Source organism: Pseudomonas helleri, from assembly GCF_045830615.1.
Lineage (GTDB): Bacteria > Pseudomonadota > Gammaproteobacteria > Pseudomonadales > Pseudomonadaceae > Aquipseudomonas > Aquipseudomonas helleri.
The window spans coordinates 330,242-347,208 of record NZ_CP174501.1; the positions used below are offsets into that span (position 1 = coordinate 330,242).

Annotated in this window: 15 protein-coding genes; 12 read left to right on the forward strand and 3 right to left on the reverse strand. The window is 60.3% G+C overall.

Features of this window, described 5'->3' with window-relative positions; translation table 11 throughout:
- Position 1: 1 nt before the first annotated feature.
- Complete coding sequence (locus tag ACJJU9_RS01545; protein WP_048372358.1) at positions 2 to 403, reverse strand: lysozyme inhibitor LprI family protein; 402 nt, start codon at positions 401 to 403, stop codon at positions 2 to 4.
- A gap of 229 nt (positions 404 to 632) precedes the next feature.
- Between ACJJU9_RS01545 and ACJJU9_RS01550 the strand changes: the two genes are divergently transcribed.
- The 7 genes from ACJJU9_RS01550 to ACJJU9_RS01580 all read left to right on the forward strand — a co-directional run bounded on the left by ACJJU9_RS01550 (position 633) and on the right by ACJJU9_RS01580 (position 9,535).
- Positions 633 to 1,610: a dipeptidase gene (locus ACJJU9_RS01550; RefSeq protein WP_048372357.1), complete on the forward strand. Its 978-nt coding sequence runs from the start codon at positions 633 to 635 to the stop codon at positions 1,608 to 1,610.
- A 92-nt stretch (positions 1,611 to 1,702) separates the two neighbouring features.
- Complete coding sequence (locus tag ACJJU9_RS01555) at positions 1,703 to 2,233, forward strand: 4-vinyl reductase (RefSeq protein ID WP_048372356.1); 531 nt, start codon at positions 1,703 to 1,705, stop codon at positions 2,231 to 2,233.
- 15 nt (positions 2,234 to 2,248) lie between these two features.
- Complete coding sequence (gene dgcA / locus ACJJU9_RS01560) at positions 2,249 to 4,309, forward strand: dimethylglycine demethylation protein DgcA (protein WP_407729913.1); 2,061 nt, start codon at positions 2,249 to 2,251, stop codon at positions 4,307 to 4,309.
- Positions 4,310 to 4,423: 114 nt separating this feature from the next.
- Positions 4,424 to 6,367, forward strand: a complete 1,944-nt coding sequence (dgcB, locus tag ACJJU9_RS01565) for a dimethylglycine demethylation protein DgcB (RefSeq protein ID WP_407729914.1) — start codon at positions 4,424 to 4,426, stop codon at positions 6,365 to 6,367.
- On the forward strand, positions 6,364 to 7,575 hold the full coding sequence (locus ACJJU9_RS01570) for an electron transfer flavoprotein subunit alpha/FixB family protein (protein ID WP_407729915.1): 1,212 nt from the start codon (positions 6,364 to 6,366) through the stop codon (positions 7,573 to 7,575). Before dgcB ends, ACJJU9_RS01570 begins: the two co-directional genes overlap by 4 nt.
- A gap of 100 nt (positions 7,576 to 7,675) precedes the next feature.
- Complete coding sequence (locus ACJJU9_RS01575; RefSeq protein WP_048372348.1) at positions 7,676 to 8,446, forward strand: electron transfer flavoprotein subunit beta; 771 nt, start codon at positions 7,676 to 7,678, stop codon at positions 8,444 to 8,446.
- A 513-nt stretch (positions 8,447 to 8,959) separates the two neighbouring features.
- Entirely contained in the window at positions 8,960 to 9,535 is a 576-nt protein-coding gene (locus tag ACJJU9_RS01580; protein ID WP_048384983.1) for a GNAT family N-acetyltransferase, read from the forward strand.
- A gap of 72 nt (positions 9,536 to 9,607) precedes the next feature.
- Here the strand turns inward: ACJJU9_RS01580 and gbcA are convergent, their stop codons facing one another.
- Complete coding sequence (gene gbcA, locus ACJJU9_RS01585; RefSeq protein ID WP_048372345.1) at positions 9,608 to 10,900, reverse strand: glycine-betaine demethylase subunit GbcA; 1,293 nt, start codon at positions 10,898 to 10,900, stop codon at positions 9,608 to 9,610.
- Positions 10,901 to 11,182: 282 nt separating this feature from the next.
- On the opposite strand from gbcA, the gene gbcB reads away from it, so the two are divergent.
- The 3 genes from gbcB to ACJJU9_RS01600 all read left to right on the forward strand — a co-directional run bounded on the left by gbcB (position 11,183) and on the right by ACJJU9_RS01600 (position 13,023).
- Positions 11,183 to 12,283 carry a glycine-betaine demethylase subunit GbcB gene (gene gbcB, locus ACJJU9_RS01590; protein WP_048372343.1) on the forward strand — a complete coding sequence of 367 codons (1,101 nt, stop codon included), beginning with the start codon at positions 11,183 to 11,185 and terminating at the stop codon, positions 12,281 to 12,283.
- Positions 12,284 to 12,493: 210 nt separating this feature from the next.
- Positions 12,494 to 12,724: a hypothetical protein gene (locus ACJJU9_RS01595; protein WP_048372341.1), complete on the forward strand. Its 231-nt coding sequence runs from the start codon at positions 12,494 to 12,496 to the stop codon at positions 12,722 to 12,724.
- A complete protein-coding gene (locus tag ACJJU9_RS01600) occupies positions 12,721 to 13,023 on the forward strand; it encodes a cell division protein ZapA (protein WP_153333354.1) in 303 nt (100 codons plus the stop codon). Before ACJJU9_RS01595 ends, ACJJU9_RS01600 begins: the two co-directional genes overlap by 4 nt.
- A gap of 94 nt (positions 13,024 to 13,117) precedes the next feature.
- Here the strand turns inward: ACJJU9_RS01600 and ACJJU9_RS01605 are convergent, their stop codons facing one another.
- Complete coding sequence (locus tag ACJJU9_RS01605; RefSeq protein WP_273219349.1) at positions 13,118 to 14,158, reverse strand: low specificity L-threonine aldolase; 1,041 nt, start codon at positions 14,156 to 14,158, stop codon at positions 13,118 to 13,120.
- Positions 14,159 to 14,440: 282 nt separating this feature from the next.
- Between ACJJU9_RS01605 and glyA the strand changes: the two genes are divergently transcribed.
- Positions 14,441 to 15,694: a serine hydroxymethyltransferase gene (glyA, locus tag ACJJU9_RS01610; RefSeq protein WP_048372332.1), complete on the forward strand. Its 1,254-nt coding sequence runs from the start codon at positions 14,441 to 14,443 to the stop codon at positions 15,692 to 15,694.
- A gap of 22 nt (positions 15,695 to 15,716) precedes the next feature.
- On the forward strand, positions 15,717 to 16,967 hold the full coding sequence (locus tag ACJJU9_RS01615) for a sarcosine oxidase subunit beta family protein (RefSeq protein ID WP_048372329.1): 1,251 nt from the start codon (positions 15,717 to 15,719) through the stop codon (positions 16,965 to 16,967).

Sequence of the window (16,967 nt, forward strand, 5' to 3'; positions counted from 1 at the left end):
GTCATTCCTGACCAATCGATTCCAGAAACTCCGAGCGGTCATCGCTGACTGCCGCAATGCAGTCGTTTTGGGCAATGTTGAACGCCTCGGTGCCGGCTTTGGCCGGGAACACCACAATCGCGCAATCGGCATCGCGCTGGTGCACCCACAGGGTCTGCGCGGTTTTGATTTTGCTGGTGATGTTGTTGAGCTGCGTCGCATTGGCGCCGTACAGCGCGTTGATGCGCGCTTGCAGGGCCTCAAAGTTTTCAGCCAACAACTGTTCGGCGGTATTGCGGCTAAACACCGAGCACGCCAGCGTTTGCTGGTCGTTTTCGACGGCATCACACGGGTTGTGGTCGGCATCATCGGCTGCAGCTGCGCCACTGGTGATCAACGCCAAGGCCAGGAGAATCGATTTCATTGCGGCTTCCTAATCCATAGTTGAGGCGGATTCTGGCTTAAGCGCCGCGCAAAAGACAGTCACCGGCGCATCGGCTGGCGTTGTGGTCGCTAGCGCTTTGTCGCGCATTGACGCTTTCGGCAATCGCGTTGTCGCTTTTGCACCCGGCTGTTTTTACCCCCAAGCCTATGCTGGCCCCAAAGCGCCGGCAGACGATTCGGCGCAGCAAACGCCTATAAGGGGACGCCTGATGAGCCCAGCCGAGTTGCACGCAGACAGCATCGTTATCGACGGGCTGATCATTGCCAAATGGAACCGCGAGTTGTTTGAAGACATGCGCAAAGGCGGGCTCACGGCCGCCAACTGCACGGTGTCGGTGTGGGAGGGCTTTCAGGCCACGATCAATAACATTGTCGCCAGCCAAACCCTTATTCGCGAAAACAGCGACCTGGTGATCCCGGTCAAAACCACGGCCGACATCCGCCGCGCCAAGTCCCTGGGCAAAACCGGGATCATTTTCGGCTTCCAGAATGCCCATGCGTTTGAAGACCAACTGGGCTACATCGAGATCTTCAAACAGCTCGGCGTGGGCGTGGTGCAGATGTGCTACAACACGCAAAACCTGGTGGGCACCGGCTGCTATGAACGCGATGGCGGGCTGTCGGGTTTCGGCCGCGAAGTGGTCGCAGAAATGAACCGCGTGGGCATCATGTGCGACCTGTCGCACGTGGGCTCCAAAACCAGCGAAGAGGTCATCCTCGAATCGAAAAAACCGGTCTGCTACTCGCACTGTTTGCCGTCCGGGCTCAAAGAACACCCGCGCAATAAATCCGACGCTGAACTCAAGTTTATTGCCGACCACGGTGGCTTTGTCGGCGTGACCATGTTCGCGCCGTTTTTGGCCAAGGGCATTGAGTCGACCGTCGACGATTACGCCGAAGCCATCGAATACACCATGAACATCGTGGGCGAAGACGCCATCGGCATCGGCACCGACTTCACCCAGGGCCACGGCCAGGATTTCTTCGAAATGCTGACCCACGACAAAGGCTATGCGCGGCGTCTGACCAGCTTCGGCAAGATCATCAACCCGCTGGGCATCCGCACCGTGGGCGAGTTCCCCAACCTCACCGAAACCCTGCTCAAGCGCGGCCACAGCGAACGCGTGGTGCGCAAGATCATGGGTGAAAACTGGGTCAACGTCCTCAAAGACGTCTGGGGCGAATAAGCCGCCACTCGCCCTCACCCAACCCTCTCCCCCGGGAGAGGGCAGGGTGAGGGGCGAAACGAACCTTACCTCGAATTTTGGAGTTTTATTCCATGGCTAAAATCGCCCCGCAATTACCCATCGAAGTCGACAGCGAGACCGGCGTCTGGACCTCTGACGCGCTGCCGATGCTCTACGTGCCACGGCACTTTTTCGTCAACAACCACATGGGCATCGAAGAGGTGCTGGGCGCTGACGCCTACGCCGAGATCCTCTACAAGGCGGGCTACAAATCGGCCTGGCACTGGTGTGAAAAAGAAGCCGAATGCCATGGCCTGGAAGGCGTGGCGGTGTTCGAGCATTACATGAAGCGCCTGTCGCAACGCGGCTGGGGTCTGTTCACCATTGAGGACATCGACCTGGACAAAGGCACCGCCACCATCAAGCTCGAACACTCCTGTTTCGTGTACGTGTACGGCAAAGTCGGGCGCAAGGTCGACTACATGTTCACCGGCTGGTTTGCCGGGGCCATGGACCAGATTCTGCAAGCGCGCGGCAGCCAGATTCGCACCGTGGCCGAACAGGTCTACAGCGGATCCGAAGAAGGCCACGACCACGGTCTGTTTATCGTCAAGCCGCTGTAAGTCGAGGATCGGGATATGGCGTTCGAAGCAATGTTTGAGCCGATTCAAATCGGCAAACTGACCATTCGCAACCGCGTGCTGAGCACCGCACACGCCGAGGTGTATGCCACGGACGGCGGCATGACCACGGCGCGCTACGTGCAGTACTACGAAGAAAAAGCCAAGGGCGGCATCGGCCTGGCGATTTGTGGCGGCTCGTCCGTGGTGGCCATCGACAGCCCGCAGGAGTGGTGGAGTTCGGTCAACCTGAGCACCGACCGCATCATCCCGCATTTTCAAAACCTGGCCGACGCCATGCACAAGCACGGCGCCAAAATCATGATCCAGATTACCCACATGGGCCGTCGCTCGCGCTGGGACGGCTTTAACTGGCCGACCTTGATGTCGCCGTCCGGCGTGCGTGAGCCGGTGCACCGTGCCACCTGCAAAACCATCGAGCCGGAAGAGATCTGGCGCATCATCGGCAACTACGCCAGCGCGGCGGGTCGGGCCAAAAAAGGCGGGCTCGATGGCGTGGAACTGTCGGCGGTGCACCAGCACATGATCGACCAGTTCTGGAGCCCACGGGTAAACAAGCGCACCGATGAATGGGGCGGCAGTTTTGAAAACCGCATGCGCTTCGGGCTGGAAGTGCTCAAGGCCGTGCGTGCCGAAGTGGGCCCGGATTTCTGCGTGGGCATCCGCCTGTGCGGCGACGAGTTTCACCCCGATGGCTTGAGCCACGAGGACATGAAACAAATCGCCAAGTACTACGACGACACCGGCATGCTCGACTTTATCGGCGTGGTCGGCTCGGGCTGTGACACCCACAACACCCTGGCCAACGTGATCCCTAATATGAGCTTCCCGCCGGAGCCGTTTTTGCACTTGGCGGCGGGCATCAAGGAAGTGGTCAAGGCGCCGGTGCTGCACGCGCAAAACATCAAAGACCCCAACCAGGCCACACGGATTCTGGAGGGGGGCTACGTCGACATGGTGGGCATGACCCGCGCCCACATCGCCGACCCGCACCTGATCGCCAAAATCAAAATGGGCCAGGTCGACCAGATCAAACAATGCGTGGGCGCCAACTATTGCATCGACCGCCAGTACCAAGGGCTAGACGTGCTGTGCATTCAGAACGCTGCCACCTCCCGTGAATACATGGGCGTGCCGCACATCATCCAGAAAACCACCGGGCCCAAGCGCAAAGTGGTGGTGGTCGGCGCAGGTCCGGCCGGGATGGAAGCCGCCCGCGTGGCCGCCGAGCGCGGGCACGACGTGACCCTGTTCGAGAAAAACGAGGCCATTGGCGGGCAAATCAGCATCGCCGCCAAAGCCCCGCAACGTGACCAGATGGCCGGTATCACCCGTTGGTTCCAGCTGGAGCTGGCGCGCTTGAATGTCGACCTGCGCCTGGGCACGGCGGCCGATGTGGCGACCATTCTCGACCTGCGCCCCGACATCGTGGTGCTGGCGGTGGGCGGGCATTCGTTTGTCGAACAGAACGAACACTGGGGCGCCGCTGAGGGCTTGTCGGTGAGCAGCTGGGATGTGCTCGACGGCAAAGTGGCGCCGGGTAAAAACGTGCTGGTGTACGACACCATTTGCGAGTTCACCGGCATGTCCGTGGCCGACTTTATGGCCGACAAAGGCTCGCAGGTCGAGATCGTTACCGACGACACCAAGCCCGGCGTGGCGGTGGGCGGCACGTCGTTCCCGACCTACTACCGCAGCCTGTACCCCAAAGAAGTGATCATGACCGGCGACATGATGCTGGAGCGCGTGTACCGCGAAGACGACAAGGTGATTGCCGTGCTGGAGAACGAATACACCGGCGCCAAGGAAGAGCGCGTGGTGGACCAGGTGGTGATTGAAAACGGCGTGCGCCCGGACGAAGAGCTGTATTACGCGCTCAAGCCCGACTCGCGCAACAAGGGCCAGATCGACGTTGAAGCGCTGTACGCGATCCAGCCGCAACCGTGCCTGAGCGAAGCGGGTGAAGGCTACTTGTTGTTCCGCCTCGGTGACTGCGTGGCGCAGCGCAACGTGCATGCCGCCATCTATGACGCCCTGCGGTTGTGCAAGGATTTCTAAGCAGCGCCCCATACCTCTGTAGGAGCGAGCTTGCCTCGCGATCTTTTGATCGTTGAAAAGATCGCGAGACAAGCTCGCTCCTACAGGGATCGTGTGAGACCCGGGAGCTTCATCATGTTGACTATCATCCTCCCCATCCTGTTATTCGCCGCCCTCGCGCTCGCCATTCTAGGCGCGGTGCGGCGCATGGCTATGTGGCGTCGTGGCCGTGCGTCGAAGGTCGATCTGCTCGGCGGCCTGCTGGCCATGCCGCGTCGCTACATGGTCGATCTGCACCACGTGGTGGCACGCGATAAATACATGGCCAACACCCACGTTGCCACCGCGGGCGGGTTTGTTCTGGCGGCGGTGCTGGCGATTGTGGTGCACGGCTTTGGCGTGCATAACCAGATCCTCGGCTACGCTTTGCTGTTCGCCACGGCGCTGATGTTTATCGGCGCGCTGTTTGTGTTTAAACGCCGCCTCAACCCGCCGAGCCGTTTGTCCAAGGGCCCGTGGATGCGCCTGCCGAAAAGCCTGTTGGCGTTTTCAGCGAGCTTTTTTATCCTCACCTTGCCGGTCGCCGGGGTGCTGCCCGAAGGCTTTGGCGGCTGGTTCCTCGCAGCATTGCTGGCGGTGGGCGTGGCGTGGGGCGTGTGTGAATTGTTTTTGGGCATGACCTGGGGCGGGCCCATGAAGCACGCCTTCGCCGGGGCGCTGCACCTGGCCTGGCACCGCCGCGCCGAGCGCTTCGGCGGCGGCCGTTCGACCGGGCTCAAAGCCCTCGACCTGACGGATCGCAGCGCGCCTTTGGGCGTAGAAAAACCCAAGGATTTCACCTGGAACCAACTGCTCGGTTTCGACGCCTGCGTGCAGTGCGGCAAATGTGAAGCGGCGTGCCCGGCTTTTGCTGCAGGGCAACCGCTGAACCCGAAAAAACTTATTCAAGACATGGTCGTGGGCCTGGCCGGTGGCACCGATGCGCACTTTGCTGGCAGTCCGTACCCCGGCAAGCCGATTGGCGAGCACGGCGGCAACCCGCATCAGCCGATCGTTAATGGTTTGGTCGACGCTGAAACCCTGTGGTCGTGCACCACCTGCCGCGCCTGCGTGGAAGAGTGCCCGATGATGATCGAGCACGTAGACGCCATCGTCGACATGCGCCGCTTCCTCACCCTGGAAAAAGGCGCGACGCCGAACAATGGTGCGCAGGTGCTCGACAACCTGATCGCCACCGACAACCCCGGCGGTTTTGCACCCGGTGGGCGAATGAACTGGGCCGCTGATTTGAACCTGGACGTGATGCGCGACACGCCATCGATCGACGTGCTGTTCTGGGTCGGTGACGGCGCGTTCGACATGCGCAACCAGCGCACCTTGCGCGCCTTCGTCAAAGTGCTGAAAGCGGCCAAGGTCAGCTTTGCCGTGCTCGGCCTGGAGGAGCGCGACAGCGGCGACGTGGCCCGGCGTTTGGGCGATGAAGCAACGTTCCAGGCGCTGGCCAGGCGCAATATCCAGACCCTGGCCCAGTACCGCTTCAAGCGCATCGTTACCTGCGATCCGCACAGTTTTCATGTGCTGAAAAACGAGTACCCAGCCTTTGGTGGCGAGTACCTGGTGCAGCATCACAGCACTTACATGGCCGAGTTGCTGGCCGCCGGGCAATTGAACGTGAGCGCCGATACCGGTGGCAGCGTGACGTATCACGACCCGTGCTATTTGGGCCGCTACAACGGTGAATACGAGGCGCCGCGTGCGGTGCTGCGGGCGCTGGGCATTGAAGTCAAAGAGATGCAGCGTTCGGGCTTTCGCTCACGGTGCTGCGGCGGTGGCGGCGGCGCGCCGATTACCGACATCCCCGGCAAGCAGCGTATCCCCGACATGCGCATGGACGACATTCGCGAAACCGGCGCCGAGCGCGTGGCCGTGGGCTGCCCGCAGTGCACCGCCATGCTTGAAGGCGTGGTTGAGCCACGGCCGTTGATCAAAGACATTGCTGAACTGGTGGCCGATGCGCTGGTTGAACCCGCAGCGCCGGTCAAAGCCACCCAGCGTGCCCCCGAAGAGGTGATCGCATGAGTGACATTATTCGCCGCGACCCGCGTGCCGAGTGGATCGCCCGTAACCGCTTGCACCCGTTGCACGCAGCCCTTCAACCGACGCAACAAAGCTGGATGGGGCCTAACGGCGTTCTGCGCAAAAACGTCCACGGGTTGGGTTTTATTGGCCCCAACGGCATCAAGCGCATCGACCGCAGCGGCGTGCAGCAGGGCGGCGCGAGCAAGCGCACGGCCCGGGTTGAGGTGCAATTGCCGCTGCATCAAGTGCCCGCTCCGGCGTTTTACATCGCTGTGGTGCCGGATATGGTCGGTGGCCGCTTGAGCAGCCATGACCGCGACCTGCTCGGGCTTGCCCACCAACTGGCGGGTGCAGACGGCGCGGTGCTGGCGGTGGTGTTCGGTGACTCCAAAGAAACCGCGTTTGCCACGGCCGGTGTCGACCGCTTGTTACAGCTCGACAGCCAGGGTTATGCACCGGAGCAACAGGTGTTGAGCTTGCGGGCTGTGGATAACCAATTCGCGCCTCAGCATTGGCTGCTGCCCGACAGCCGCTCGGGGGGCGGTGAACTGGGGCGGCGTTTGGCGGCCAGCCTGGGCGAACGTCCGGCGACCCGCGTGTGGCAAATCAAGGACGGCCAATGTGTGGGCCGCGCCGGGGCCGGGCTCGAAGACGTGGCGCAAGCCGTGCCGCGCTTGATTTTGGCGGCCGCCGAATGCGCTGAGCCTGTGAGTGAAACCCGCCATGAAGCCCTGGCCGTGGAGTTATCCACAGCGGTGGTGCCGTGCTTGCCGCGCATCGAAGATTTGGGCGCGGTGGAGGTGGACCCGGCGGCGATCCCCATGGCCGAGGCGGAATTTATCCTCAGTGGTGGCAACGGTGTGAAGGACTGGCCACTTTTCCACAAGACGGCCTCGGCCCTGGGCGCCACCGAAGGCGCGTCGCGGGTGGCCGTGGACGACGGATTTATGGGTCGCGAGCGCCAAGTGGGCGCCAGCGGTACATGGGTCACGGCGCGGGTGTATGTGGCGGTCGGCATCAGCGGCGCGATCCAGCATCTGCAAGGCATTGGCGCGTGCGACAAAGTGGTGGCGATCAACCTCGACCCCGGCTGCGACATGATCAAGCGCGCTGACCTGTCGGTGATCGGCGACGGCACGGCGGTGCTGCAAGCGTTGATAGCGGCGGTTGAACAGTGGCGCCATGGCGCTAAGCAAAGCGCCGCCTGACCCCATGTAGGAGCGAGCTTGCCTCGCGATCTTTTAGACGGTCAAAAGATCGCGAGACAAGCTCGCTCCTACAGGTTTTGTGTGTTTTGGAGAGTTATGTATGAGCATCGACACTGTCGCACTGGTTTCAATCGGCGCTCACCCCGCTTCCGGGCGGGCCCGGCGTGCCGAGCACGATGCCCGCGCTGTTGAGCTGGGCCTGCAACTGGCTGGGGATAACCTGCATGTGCTGCACGCCGGTAACCCTCACGAGCCCGCGCTGCGCGCTTATCTGGGCATGGGCCTGGACGAACTGCATGTTCTTGAACAACCCGAGCACGCCGACGCGGTGCCGGTGCTGCGCGATTACTTGCGTGAGTCCGGGGTTCAACTGGTGCTGGCCGGCAGCCAGGCCGAAACCGGCGAAGGGTCGGGCATGCTCCCGTACCTGCTGGCCGAGCAATTGGGCTGGCCGCTGCTGGTGGGCGTGGCGCACATCGAATCTATTCACAACGGTGTGGCGACGGTGCTGCAAGCGCTGCCCCGTGGCCAGCGACGTCGGCTCAAGGTACGCCTGCCGTTTATGGCCACTGTGGATAACGCCGCGCCTAAAGCCCGGCAGAGCGCCTATGGCCCGGCCACACGGGGGCAAATCGGCGCCCAGGAGGTAGAAGTGGTGGAGGACGAGTTATCCACACGCGGGCTTTTCCAGACCGCCAAACCGCGCCCCAAGCGTTTGAAGGTGATCAAGGCCAAAAGCGGCGCTGACCGCATGAAGGCCGCCACAGCCAAGGCGGCCGGTGGTTCGGGGCAAGTGCTCAAAGGCGTGAGTGCCGAAGAGGGCGCACAGGCGATTTTGAAGTTACTCATTGAAGAAGGCGTGGTGCGCTGAGTTGCCCACAAAGTCTGTTAGCGCTTATGTGGATAAGTTGTTTGCTATCGGCTAAGCGCCATACAGATCAAGGCTTTCAAGCTTCTGGTCAAAAAACACCCAATTACCGTTGTTATCCACCGCGCAGCTGTTAAACCCTTGAACAATGGCGCCTTTAAGGGGTTTTCCACAGTCGGGCAGGGCGGTGCATAAGTTGCACACATTCTCTGTTGGCTGTTATGTGGATAACGTGTTCGCGGTTAGCTACAGCCCATATAAACCGTGGCTTACACAGTTTTGATCAAAAAATAGTCAATCGCCTTTTTAAGGATAACTTACCCACTTCCCCACAATTGCTGTGGGTGTGGCTGTGGATAAGATGTTGGTGAAGGGCTGCATGCCTTTGAACGCGTGGCCTGGGGCGTGTTGATCAAAAAATGAGCTGTGCACAGTAACACTTGGTCATAAACCCCCTTGGCGTACGCGCCGTGGGCTGCGTTAAAAAGAGCGCCTCAAGCCTGTGGAGTGACGCATATGCCAATTTTGTTTCGTCCAGCGTTGCAAACAGATGCGCGCGACATCGCGCGCCTGTTTCAAATTTCATCTGAGGGGGGCGCCGATTACATCTGGAGCCTCATCGCACAACCGGGCGAGGCGCTGCTGGACGTGGGCGAGCGTCGCTATGCCCGTGAAGGGGTGAATTTCTCGTATGAGAACTGCCTGATTGCCGAGGCCGAAGGCCGCGTGATTGGCATGATGCACAGCTACGTGATGCGCGAAGACCCGAACCCTGAGCCGGTGACCGACCCGGTGCTGGCGCCGTATGCCGACATGGAGGTCCCCGACACGCTGTATATCTCCAGCCTGGCTTTGCATGAAGGGTGGCGCGGCCTGGGCCTGGGCCAGGAGTTTCTTAAATACGCGTACCAGCGTTGTGATGAGTTGGGGCTCAAGGGCTTGAGCCTGATCGACTACGCCGCCAACACCGGCGCCCGCCGGTTCTATGAGCGTCATGGGTTCACGATTGTTAAAACCTGCACCGTCGTCCCGCACCCGATGATCGGGGTGACAGGCGAGGCGTATTTGATGGAAAAACGCCTCCCCCTGTAGGAGCGAGCTTGTCTCGCGAGCTTTTAAACCATCAAAAGATCGCGAGGCAAGCTCGCTCCTACAGGGTCTACGTCACTGGGTGACGACGCCTTTGAGGTAGGCCGCTGGCGCTGCGCCCAGGTTGTTCAGCAGGCGGTCGCTGTACCAGTCGATAAAGTTGACCACACCAAACTCGTAGGTCTTGGAGTACGGCCCCGGCTGGTACGCTGTGGAGTTGATGCCGCGCTGGTTTTCTTCGGCCAGGCGACGGTCCTGGTTGTTGGTTTCGTCCCAGACTTTGCGCATGCGCTCCACGTCGTAGTCCACGCCTTCTACCGCATCTTTGTGCACCAGCCATTTGGTGGTGACGATGGTTTCTTGCGGGCCGATCGGCCACACGGTGAACACCAGAATGTGGTCGCCCATGCAGTGGTTCCAGGAGTGCGGCAGGTGCAGGATGCGCATCGAGCCCAGGTCCGGGTTTTTGATCCGGCCCATGAGTTTTGCACAGCCTTGTTTGCCGTCCAGGGTCATCGACACGGTGCCTTTAAGCAGCGGCATGCGCACGATGCGGTTACGCAAGCCGAAGCTGGCGTGGGCATAGGGGATTTTCTCGGCGTCCCAGGCTGCGGCAGAGGCGGCCACGTGGTCCTTGAACGCCTGGTCGGCGCGCGGGTCGGTCACGTCGTCCCATTCCAGCAGGGTTTTCAACAGCTCCGGGTGCGAGCCGCCGCAGTGGTAGCACTCGCGGTTGTTTTCAATCACCAGCTTCCAGTTGGCTTTTTCGACCAGGGTGGTCTGGATCGCCACCTTGGTGTTTTCCATGTCGTAGGGTTCCATGTAGTGGTTCAGCGTGGCCAGGAACTCGTCAATCGCCGGTGGGTTCTCGGCCATGCTGATAAAGATGTAGCCGCCTGCGGTTTTCACGTTGACCGGCTTGAGGCCGTACTGCTTCATGTCGAAATCGGCGCCCATCTCGGTGCCGGCAAACAGCAGGCGCCCGTCCAGCTCGTAGGTCCATTGGTGGTAGTGGCACACCAGCTTGGCGACTTTGCCTTTTTCGCTGGTACACAGCCGCGAGCCGCGGTGGCGACACACGTTATGGAAGGCATGTACCTGGCCTTCAGCGCCACGGATCACGATGATCGGGTTCTTGCCCACTTGCAGGGTCAGGAAGTTGCCCTTGGCCGGGATCTCGCAGGTCATGCCCGCAATCAGCCATTCCTTTTGAAAGATTTCTTGCATGTCGATTTCGAACAGGCGCTCGTCGTTATAAAACGGCTGCGGCAGCGAAAACGTCCGCTCGCGATTTTGCAACATCTCGGCGGTGGCCTTGCGTGCAGGTTCTAGTGGATCGCCCAGGCTCAGGGTTGCGGTGACGTCCATCGTTGTAGTCCTCATGGCCATTCGACGTGGCCTAAAAGTGGCTGATCAGGGGTGCGACACAAGGCAAAGCAATAACTGTTGTCAGTGGCGCTGAGTGTGCGTTCGAAGTGCCTGATCGCCATATCTGCGGGCGACATGGCCCAATCTGTTCCCGACGCTGCAAGAGCTGTTTTCAGCGGCTGGTCGCGATAAGTATGTGAATGTCGCGAATAGGTAAATGGCCGCCCAAGGGCATGCGCAAAATCGCCAGCAAGAGGCCGACAGTCGGCCGTGGAGAAGCGTATGTCCAACAGCTTTCTGAATCCGGTTACCACTCAAACCTGGGCCAATGGCCGGCACATCGTGCGTTGCGTCAAAGTGATTCAGGAAACCTGGGATGTGCGCACGTTCTGCTTTATGGCGGACCAGCCGATTTTGTTCTTTTTCAAGCCGGGGCAGTTCGTGACCCTGGAACTGGAGATCGACGGCGACCCGGTGATGCGTTCGTACACCATCTCTAGCTCACCGTCGGTGCCGTACAGTTTTTCGGTGACGATCAAGCGCGTGCCGGGCGGGCGTGTGTCTAACTGGCTGCACGACACCCTGCAAGAAGGCCAGGAGCTGGCGGTGCATGGCCCGGTCGGGCTGTTTAATGCCATCGACGCGCCCAGCCCGAAGGTGCTGTACCTGAGCGGCGGCGTGGGCATCACCCCGGTGATGTCGATGGCGCGCTGGTTTTACGACACCAACGCCAATGTCGACATGGTATTTATCCACAGCGCCCGTTCGCCCAAAGACATCATTTACCACCGCGAGCTGGAACACATGGCGTCGCGCATCGACAACTTCAGCCTGCACCTGATCTGCGAGAAGCATGGCCTGGGTGAACCGTGGGCGGGGTATCGCGGTTACTTGAACCACAAAATGCTCGATCTGATGGCGCCCGACTTTATGGAGCGCGAAGTGTTTTGCTGCGGGCCTACGCCGTACATGAATGCGGTGAAACGCCTGCTGGAAAGCAACGGTTTTGACATGAGCCGTTACCACGAAGAGTCGTTTGGTGCGACGCCGCCCGAGGTGCGGGCAGACGCCATCGAACAAGCCGAGCAAGCGGCCGATGCGCCGGAGCTGGACGTGGCCGACCTCAACCAGGTGGAATTCACCGCGTCGGGCAAGAGCATTCGCGTGGGCCCGGCTGAAACCGTGCACGCAGCGGCAGCCAAGCTTGGCCTGATGATCCCCAAAGCCTGCGGCATGGGCATTTGCGGCACCTGCAAAGTGCTCAAATTGGGCGGCGAAGTTGAGATGGAACACAACGGCGGCATCACCGACGATGACGTGGCAGAAGGCTACATCTTGTCGTGTTGCAGCGTGCCCAAGGGCGATGTGCGCATCGAATTCTGAAAGGGACTGTAGGAGCGAGCTTGTCTCGCGATCTTTTGATCGTTAAAAAAGCTCGCGAGGCAAGCTCGCTCCTACAGTGTATTCAGGCGTCTCGGGAACAAAGGTTGCAAACCGCAGTCTTTAGGGCGCGTAAAGGCAGGTCTTCGCTAGCTTAGCGGCTGACTTTTCTTTATCGTACGCGCCCTCTGAAAACTGCTTGAGAACACCACCATGATTGAGTCATCCCTTAGCAAACTGGAACAACTGGTCAGTGACCTGGTTCAGCAAAAGCAAGAACTGCTGGACGCCAACACTCAGCTGAACGCTGAACTGGCCCAGGCCAAAGATGAAAACGAAAGCCTGCAACTGTCGCTGATGGAAGCTGAAGAGAAGCAAGGCGCTACCGCTGCACGCATTCAAGCCCTGGTTGAGCGCGCGAGCGTGAGCCCTGTCAACGCATGAGCGCGGACAGAGACGGTGTAAATGTCGTCTCGATTTTGGGGAACGACTACACGATCAAGGCACCGGAAGGCGAGAAACAAACGCTGCTGGCCGCCACGGTCATGTTGAAAGCTGCCCTGGCCGAAACGAAAAGAAAGTACCCGAGCTTGATCGGGGACAAATTGCTGGTGTTGGCCGCGTTGAATCTGTGCTCGCAACAGATTGAATTGCAACTGAGCCACAAACAGGAACTCGACCGTTATCAAGAGCAAGTCAGCGCCACGGTCGATGTGATTGAGCGAACCCTCGGGCAAAGCTGAACAATCACATAACTCGGTAGGAGCGAGCTTGCCTCGCGATCTTTTAAAAGATCAAAAGATCGCGAGCAAGCTCGCTCCTACAGATATATAGCTTTTACCCCATCATCACTTCTCGAATATCCGCCGCCAATTCCCGTACCCGTGCTTCTTCGGTGTCCCACGAGCACATGAAGCGGGCGCCGCCTTTGCCAATGAAGGTGTAGAAGCGCCAGCCCTTGGCGGTCAATGCGGCCACCGCAGGCTCCGACAGTTGCAAAAACACGCCGTTGGCCTGCACCGGGAACATCAGTTCAACGCCTGGAATGTCGCTGACCAGTTGGCTGAGCAATTGCGCGCAATGGTTGGCGTGGCGCGAGTGTTTGAGCCAGGCCTGGTTTTCCAGCAAGCCCACCCACGGCGCTGACAAAAAGCGCATTTTCGACGCCAGTTGCCCGGCCTGTTTGCAGCGGTAGTCAAAGTCCACCGCCAGGTCGTGGTTGAAGAACAAAATCGCTTCGCCCACCGCCATGCCGTTTTTCGTCCCGCCAAAACACAGCACGTCTACCCCGGCTTTCCAGCTCAGGTCGGCCGGCGAGCAGCCCAAAAATGCACAGGCGTTGGAGAAGCGCGCGCCGTCCATGTGCAGCAGCAAGCCCAACTCTTTACAGGTGGCGCTGATGGCGCGGATTTCTTCAGGGGTGTACACCGTGCCCACTTCGGTGGCCTGGGTGATGGTCACCACGCGCGGTTTTGGGTAGTGAATGTCTTTGCGCTTGAGGGCGATCTCGCGGATCGACTCCGGGGTGATCTTGCCGTTTTCCGTGCGGGCCAGCAGCAGTTTGGAGCCGTTGGAGAAGAACTCCGGGGCGCCGCATTCGTCGGTTTCGACGTGGGCGGTTTCGGAGCAGATCACGCTGTGAAAGCTCTGGCACAGCGACGACAACGCCAGCGAGTTGGCCGCCGTGCCGTTGAAGGCAAAGAACACTTCGCAGTCGGTTTCAAACAAGGTGCGGAAGTCGTTGGCCGCACGCAGGGTCCACTCGTCATCGCCGTAAGAACGTTGATGGCCGTGGTTGGCTTTTTCCATGGCAGACCAGACTTCGGGGCAGATACCGGAGTAGTTGTCGCTGGCGAATTGTTGGCTCTTATCAGTCATTTCCCGGTTCCGTGTCGAAGGGTGTGCTGCACTTTATCCAAGAACGCGGCGGGTGCACAGACACACATATCCTGTAGGAGCGAGCTTGCCTCGCGAGCCTTTAAACGATCAAAAGATCGCGAGGCAAGCTCGCTCCTGCAGACTCTGCTTTTGCGTGATGTCGTAAACGCGCCATTGCGTGGCGCGCGCAGGCATTTGATCGGCCTGTACCGGCTCTACCATCTGGCTCAAAGGGCATAAGCCTCACCGAGACGAATGGCGCGCTGGCGCTGGGAGAACGCAATGTTCAGCAAACAGGATCAGATTCAGGGTTACGACGATGCCTTGATGGCGGCGATCAACGCTGAGGAGCAGCGTCAGGAAGATCACATCGAGCTGATTGCCTCCGAGAACTACACCAGCCAGCGGGTCATGCAAGCGCAGGGCAGCGGCCTGACCAACAAGTACGCCGAAGGCTACCCCGGCAAGCGCTATTACGGCGGTTGCGAACATGTGGATAAAGTCGAGCAGTTGGCCATCGACCGCGCCAAGCAACTGTTCGGCGCCGATTACGCCAACGTGCAGCCGCACTCGGGCAGCCAGGCCAACGCTGCGGTGTACCTGGCGTTGCTCAATGCCGGTGACACCGTGCTGGGCATGAGCCTGGCCCATGGCGGGCATTTGACCCACGGCGCCAGCGTGAGCTTTTCGGGCAAGTTGTACAACGCCGTGCAGTACGGCATCGACACGGCCACCGGGCTGATCGACTACGACGAAGTGGAACGTTTAGCGGTCGAACATCAGCCAAAGATGATCATTGCCGGGTTCTCGGCCTACTCCAAAACGCTAGATTTCGCACGCTTTCGCGAGATCGCTGACAAGGTCGGTGCGTACTTTTTTGTCGACATGGCCCACGTGGCCGGGCTGGTTGCAGCGGGCCTGTACCCGAACCCGCTGCCGTACGCCGACGTGGTGACCACCACCACCCACAAAACCCTGCGCGGGCCACGTGGCGGGCTGATTTTGGCCAAGAGCAACGAAGCGCTGGAAAAGAAATTCAACTCGGCGGTGTTCCCTGGCGGTCAAGGCGGCCCGTTGATGCATGTGATTGCCGCCAAGGCCGTGTGCTTTAAAGAAGCACTGGAGCCGGGCTTCAAAACCTATCAGCAACAGGTGATCGACAACGCCCAGGCCATGGCCGAGGTGTTTATCAAACGCGGCTACGACGTGGTCTCGGGCGGCACCGACAACCACCTGTTTTTGGTCAGCCTGATCCGTCAGGGCCTGACCGGCAAAGACGCCGACGCCGCCTTGGGCCGTGCGCACATCACCGTCAACAAAAACGCCGTGCCGAACGACCCGCAATCGCCGTTTGTGACCTCGGGCCTGCGCATCGGCACCCCGGCGGTGACGTCGCGTGGCTTTAAGGTGGCGCAGTGCACGGAGTTGGCGGGCTGGATTTGCGACATCCTCGATCACCTCGGTGACCCCGATATCGAGGCCGATGTGGCGCGTCAGGTGACGTCGCTGTGCAAAGACTTCCCGGTTTATCGCTGAGCGCGTTTTTGGAGTAAGCCCTATGCAACGGTACTCAGGTTTCGGCCTTCTTAAGCACTCGTTCAGCCACCACGAAAACTGGCAAAAAATGTGGCGCACGCCGACCCCCAAAAAGGTCTATGACGTGGTCATCGTCGGCGGCGGCGGGCATGGTCTGGCCACCGCGTATTACCTGGCCAAAGAGCACGGCATCACCAACGTGGCCGTGGTCGAAAAAGGCTGGTTGGGCGGCGGCAACACGGCGCGTAACACCACCATCGTGCGTTCCAACTATTTGTGGGACGAGTCGGCGCACCTGTACGAACACGCCATGAAGTTGTGGGAAGGCTTGTCCCAGGACCTCAACTACAACGTCATGTTCTCGCAGCGCGGCGTTTACAACCTGTGCCACACCCTGCAAGACATGCGCGACTCGGAACGCCGGGTCAGCGCCAACCGCCTCAATGGCGTGGACGGCGAACTGCTTAACGGCAAGCAAGTGGCGGACGAGATTCCATACCTCGATTGCTCAAAAAACACCCGCTACCCGATCATCGGCGCCACCGTGCAACGGCGCGGCGGCGTGGCCCGGCATGACGCCGTGGCCTGGGGCTTTGCCCGTGCCGCCGACGCCCTGGGCGTGGACTTGATCCAGCAGACCGAAGTGCTCGGCTTTCGCAAAGAGAACGGCGTGTGCATCGGTGTTGAAACCAGCAAGGGTTTTATCGGCGCCAAGCGCGTGGGCGTGGTCACGGCCGGTAACTCCGGGCACATGGCGCGCCAGGCCGGGTTCCGTTTGCCGATCGAATCGCACCCGCTGCAAGCGCTGGTGTCGGAGCCGATCAAGCCGATTATCGACAGCGTGATCATGTCCAACGCCGTACACGGCTACATCAGCCAGTCCGACAAGGGCGACCTGGTGATCGGCGCCGGTATCGACGGATGGGTCGGCTACGGCCAGCGCGGCTCGTACCCGGTGATCGAACACACTATTCAAGCGATTGTGGAGATGTTCCCGGTGCTGTCCCGCGTGCGCATGAACCGCCAATGGGGCGGCATCGTCGACACCACGCCGGACGCCTGCCCGATCATTTCGAAAACCCCGGTCCCGAATCTGTTCTTCAACTGCGGCTGGGGCACGGGCGGTTTTAAAGCCACGCCGGGCTCGGGCAACGTGTTTGCCGCCAGTTTGGCCAAAGGCGAAATGCACCCGCTGGCGGCGCCGTTTTCCATCGACCGTTTCTACAACGGCGCCCTAATCGATGAGCACGGCGCAGCCGCTGTCGCCCACTAA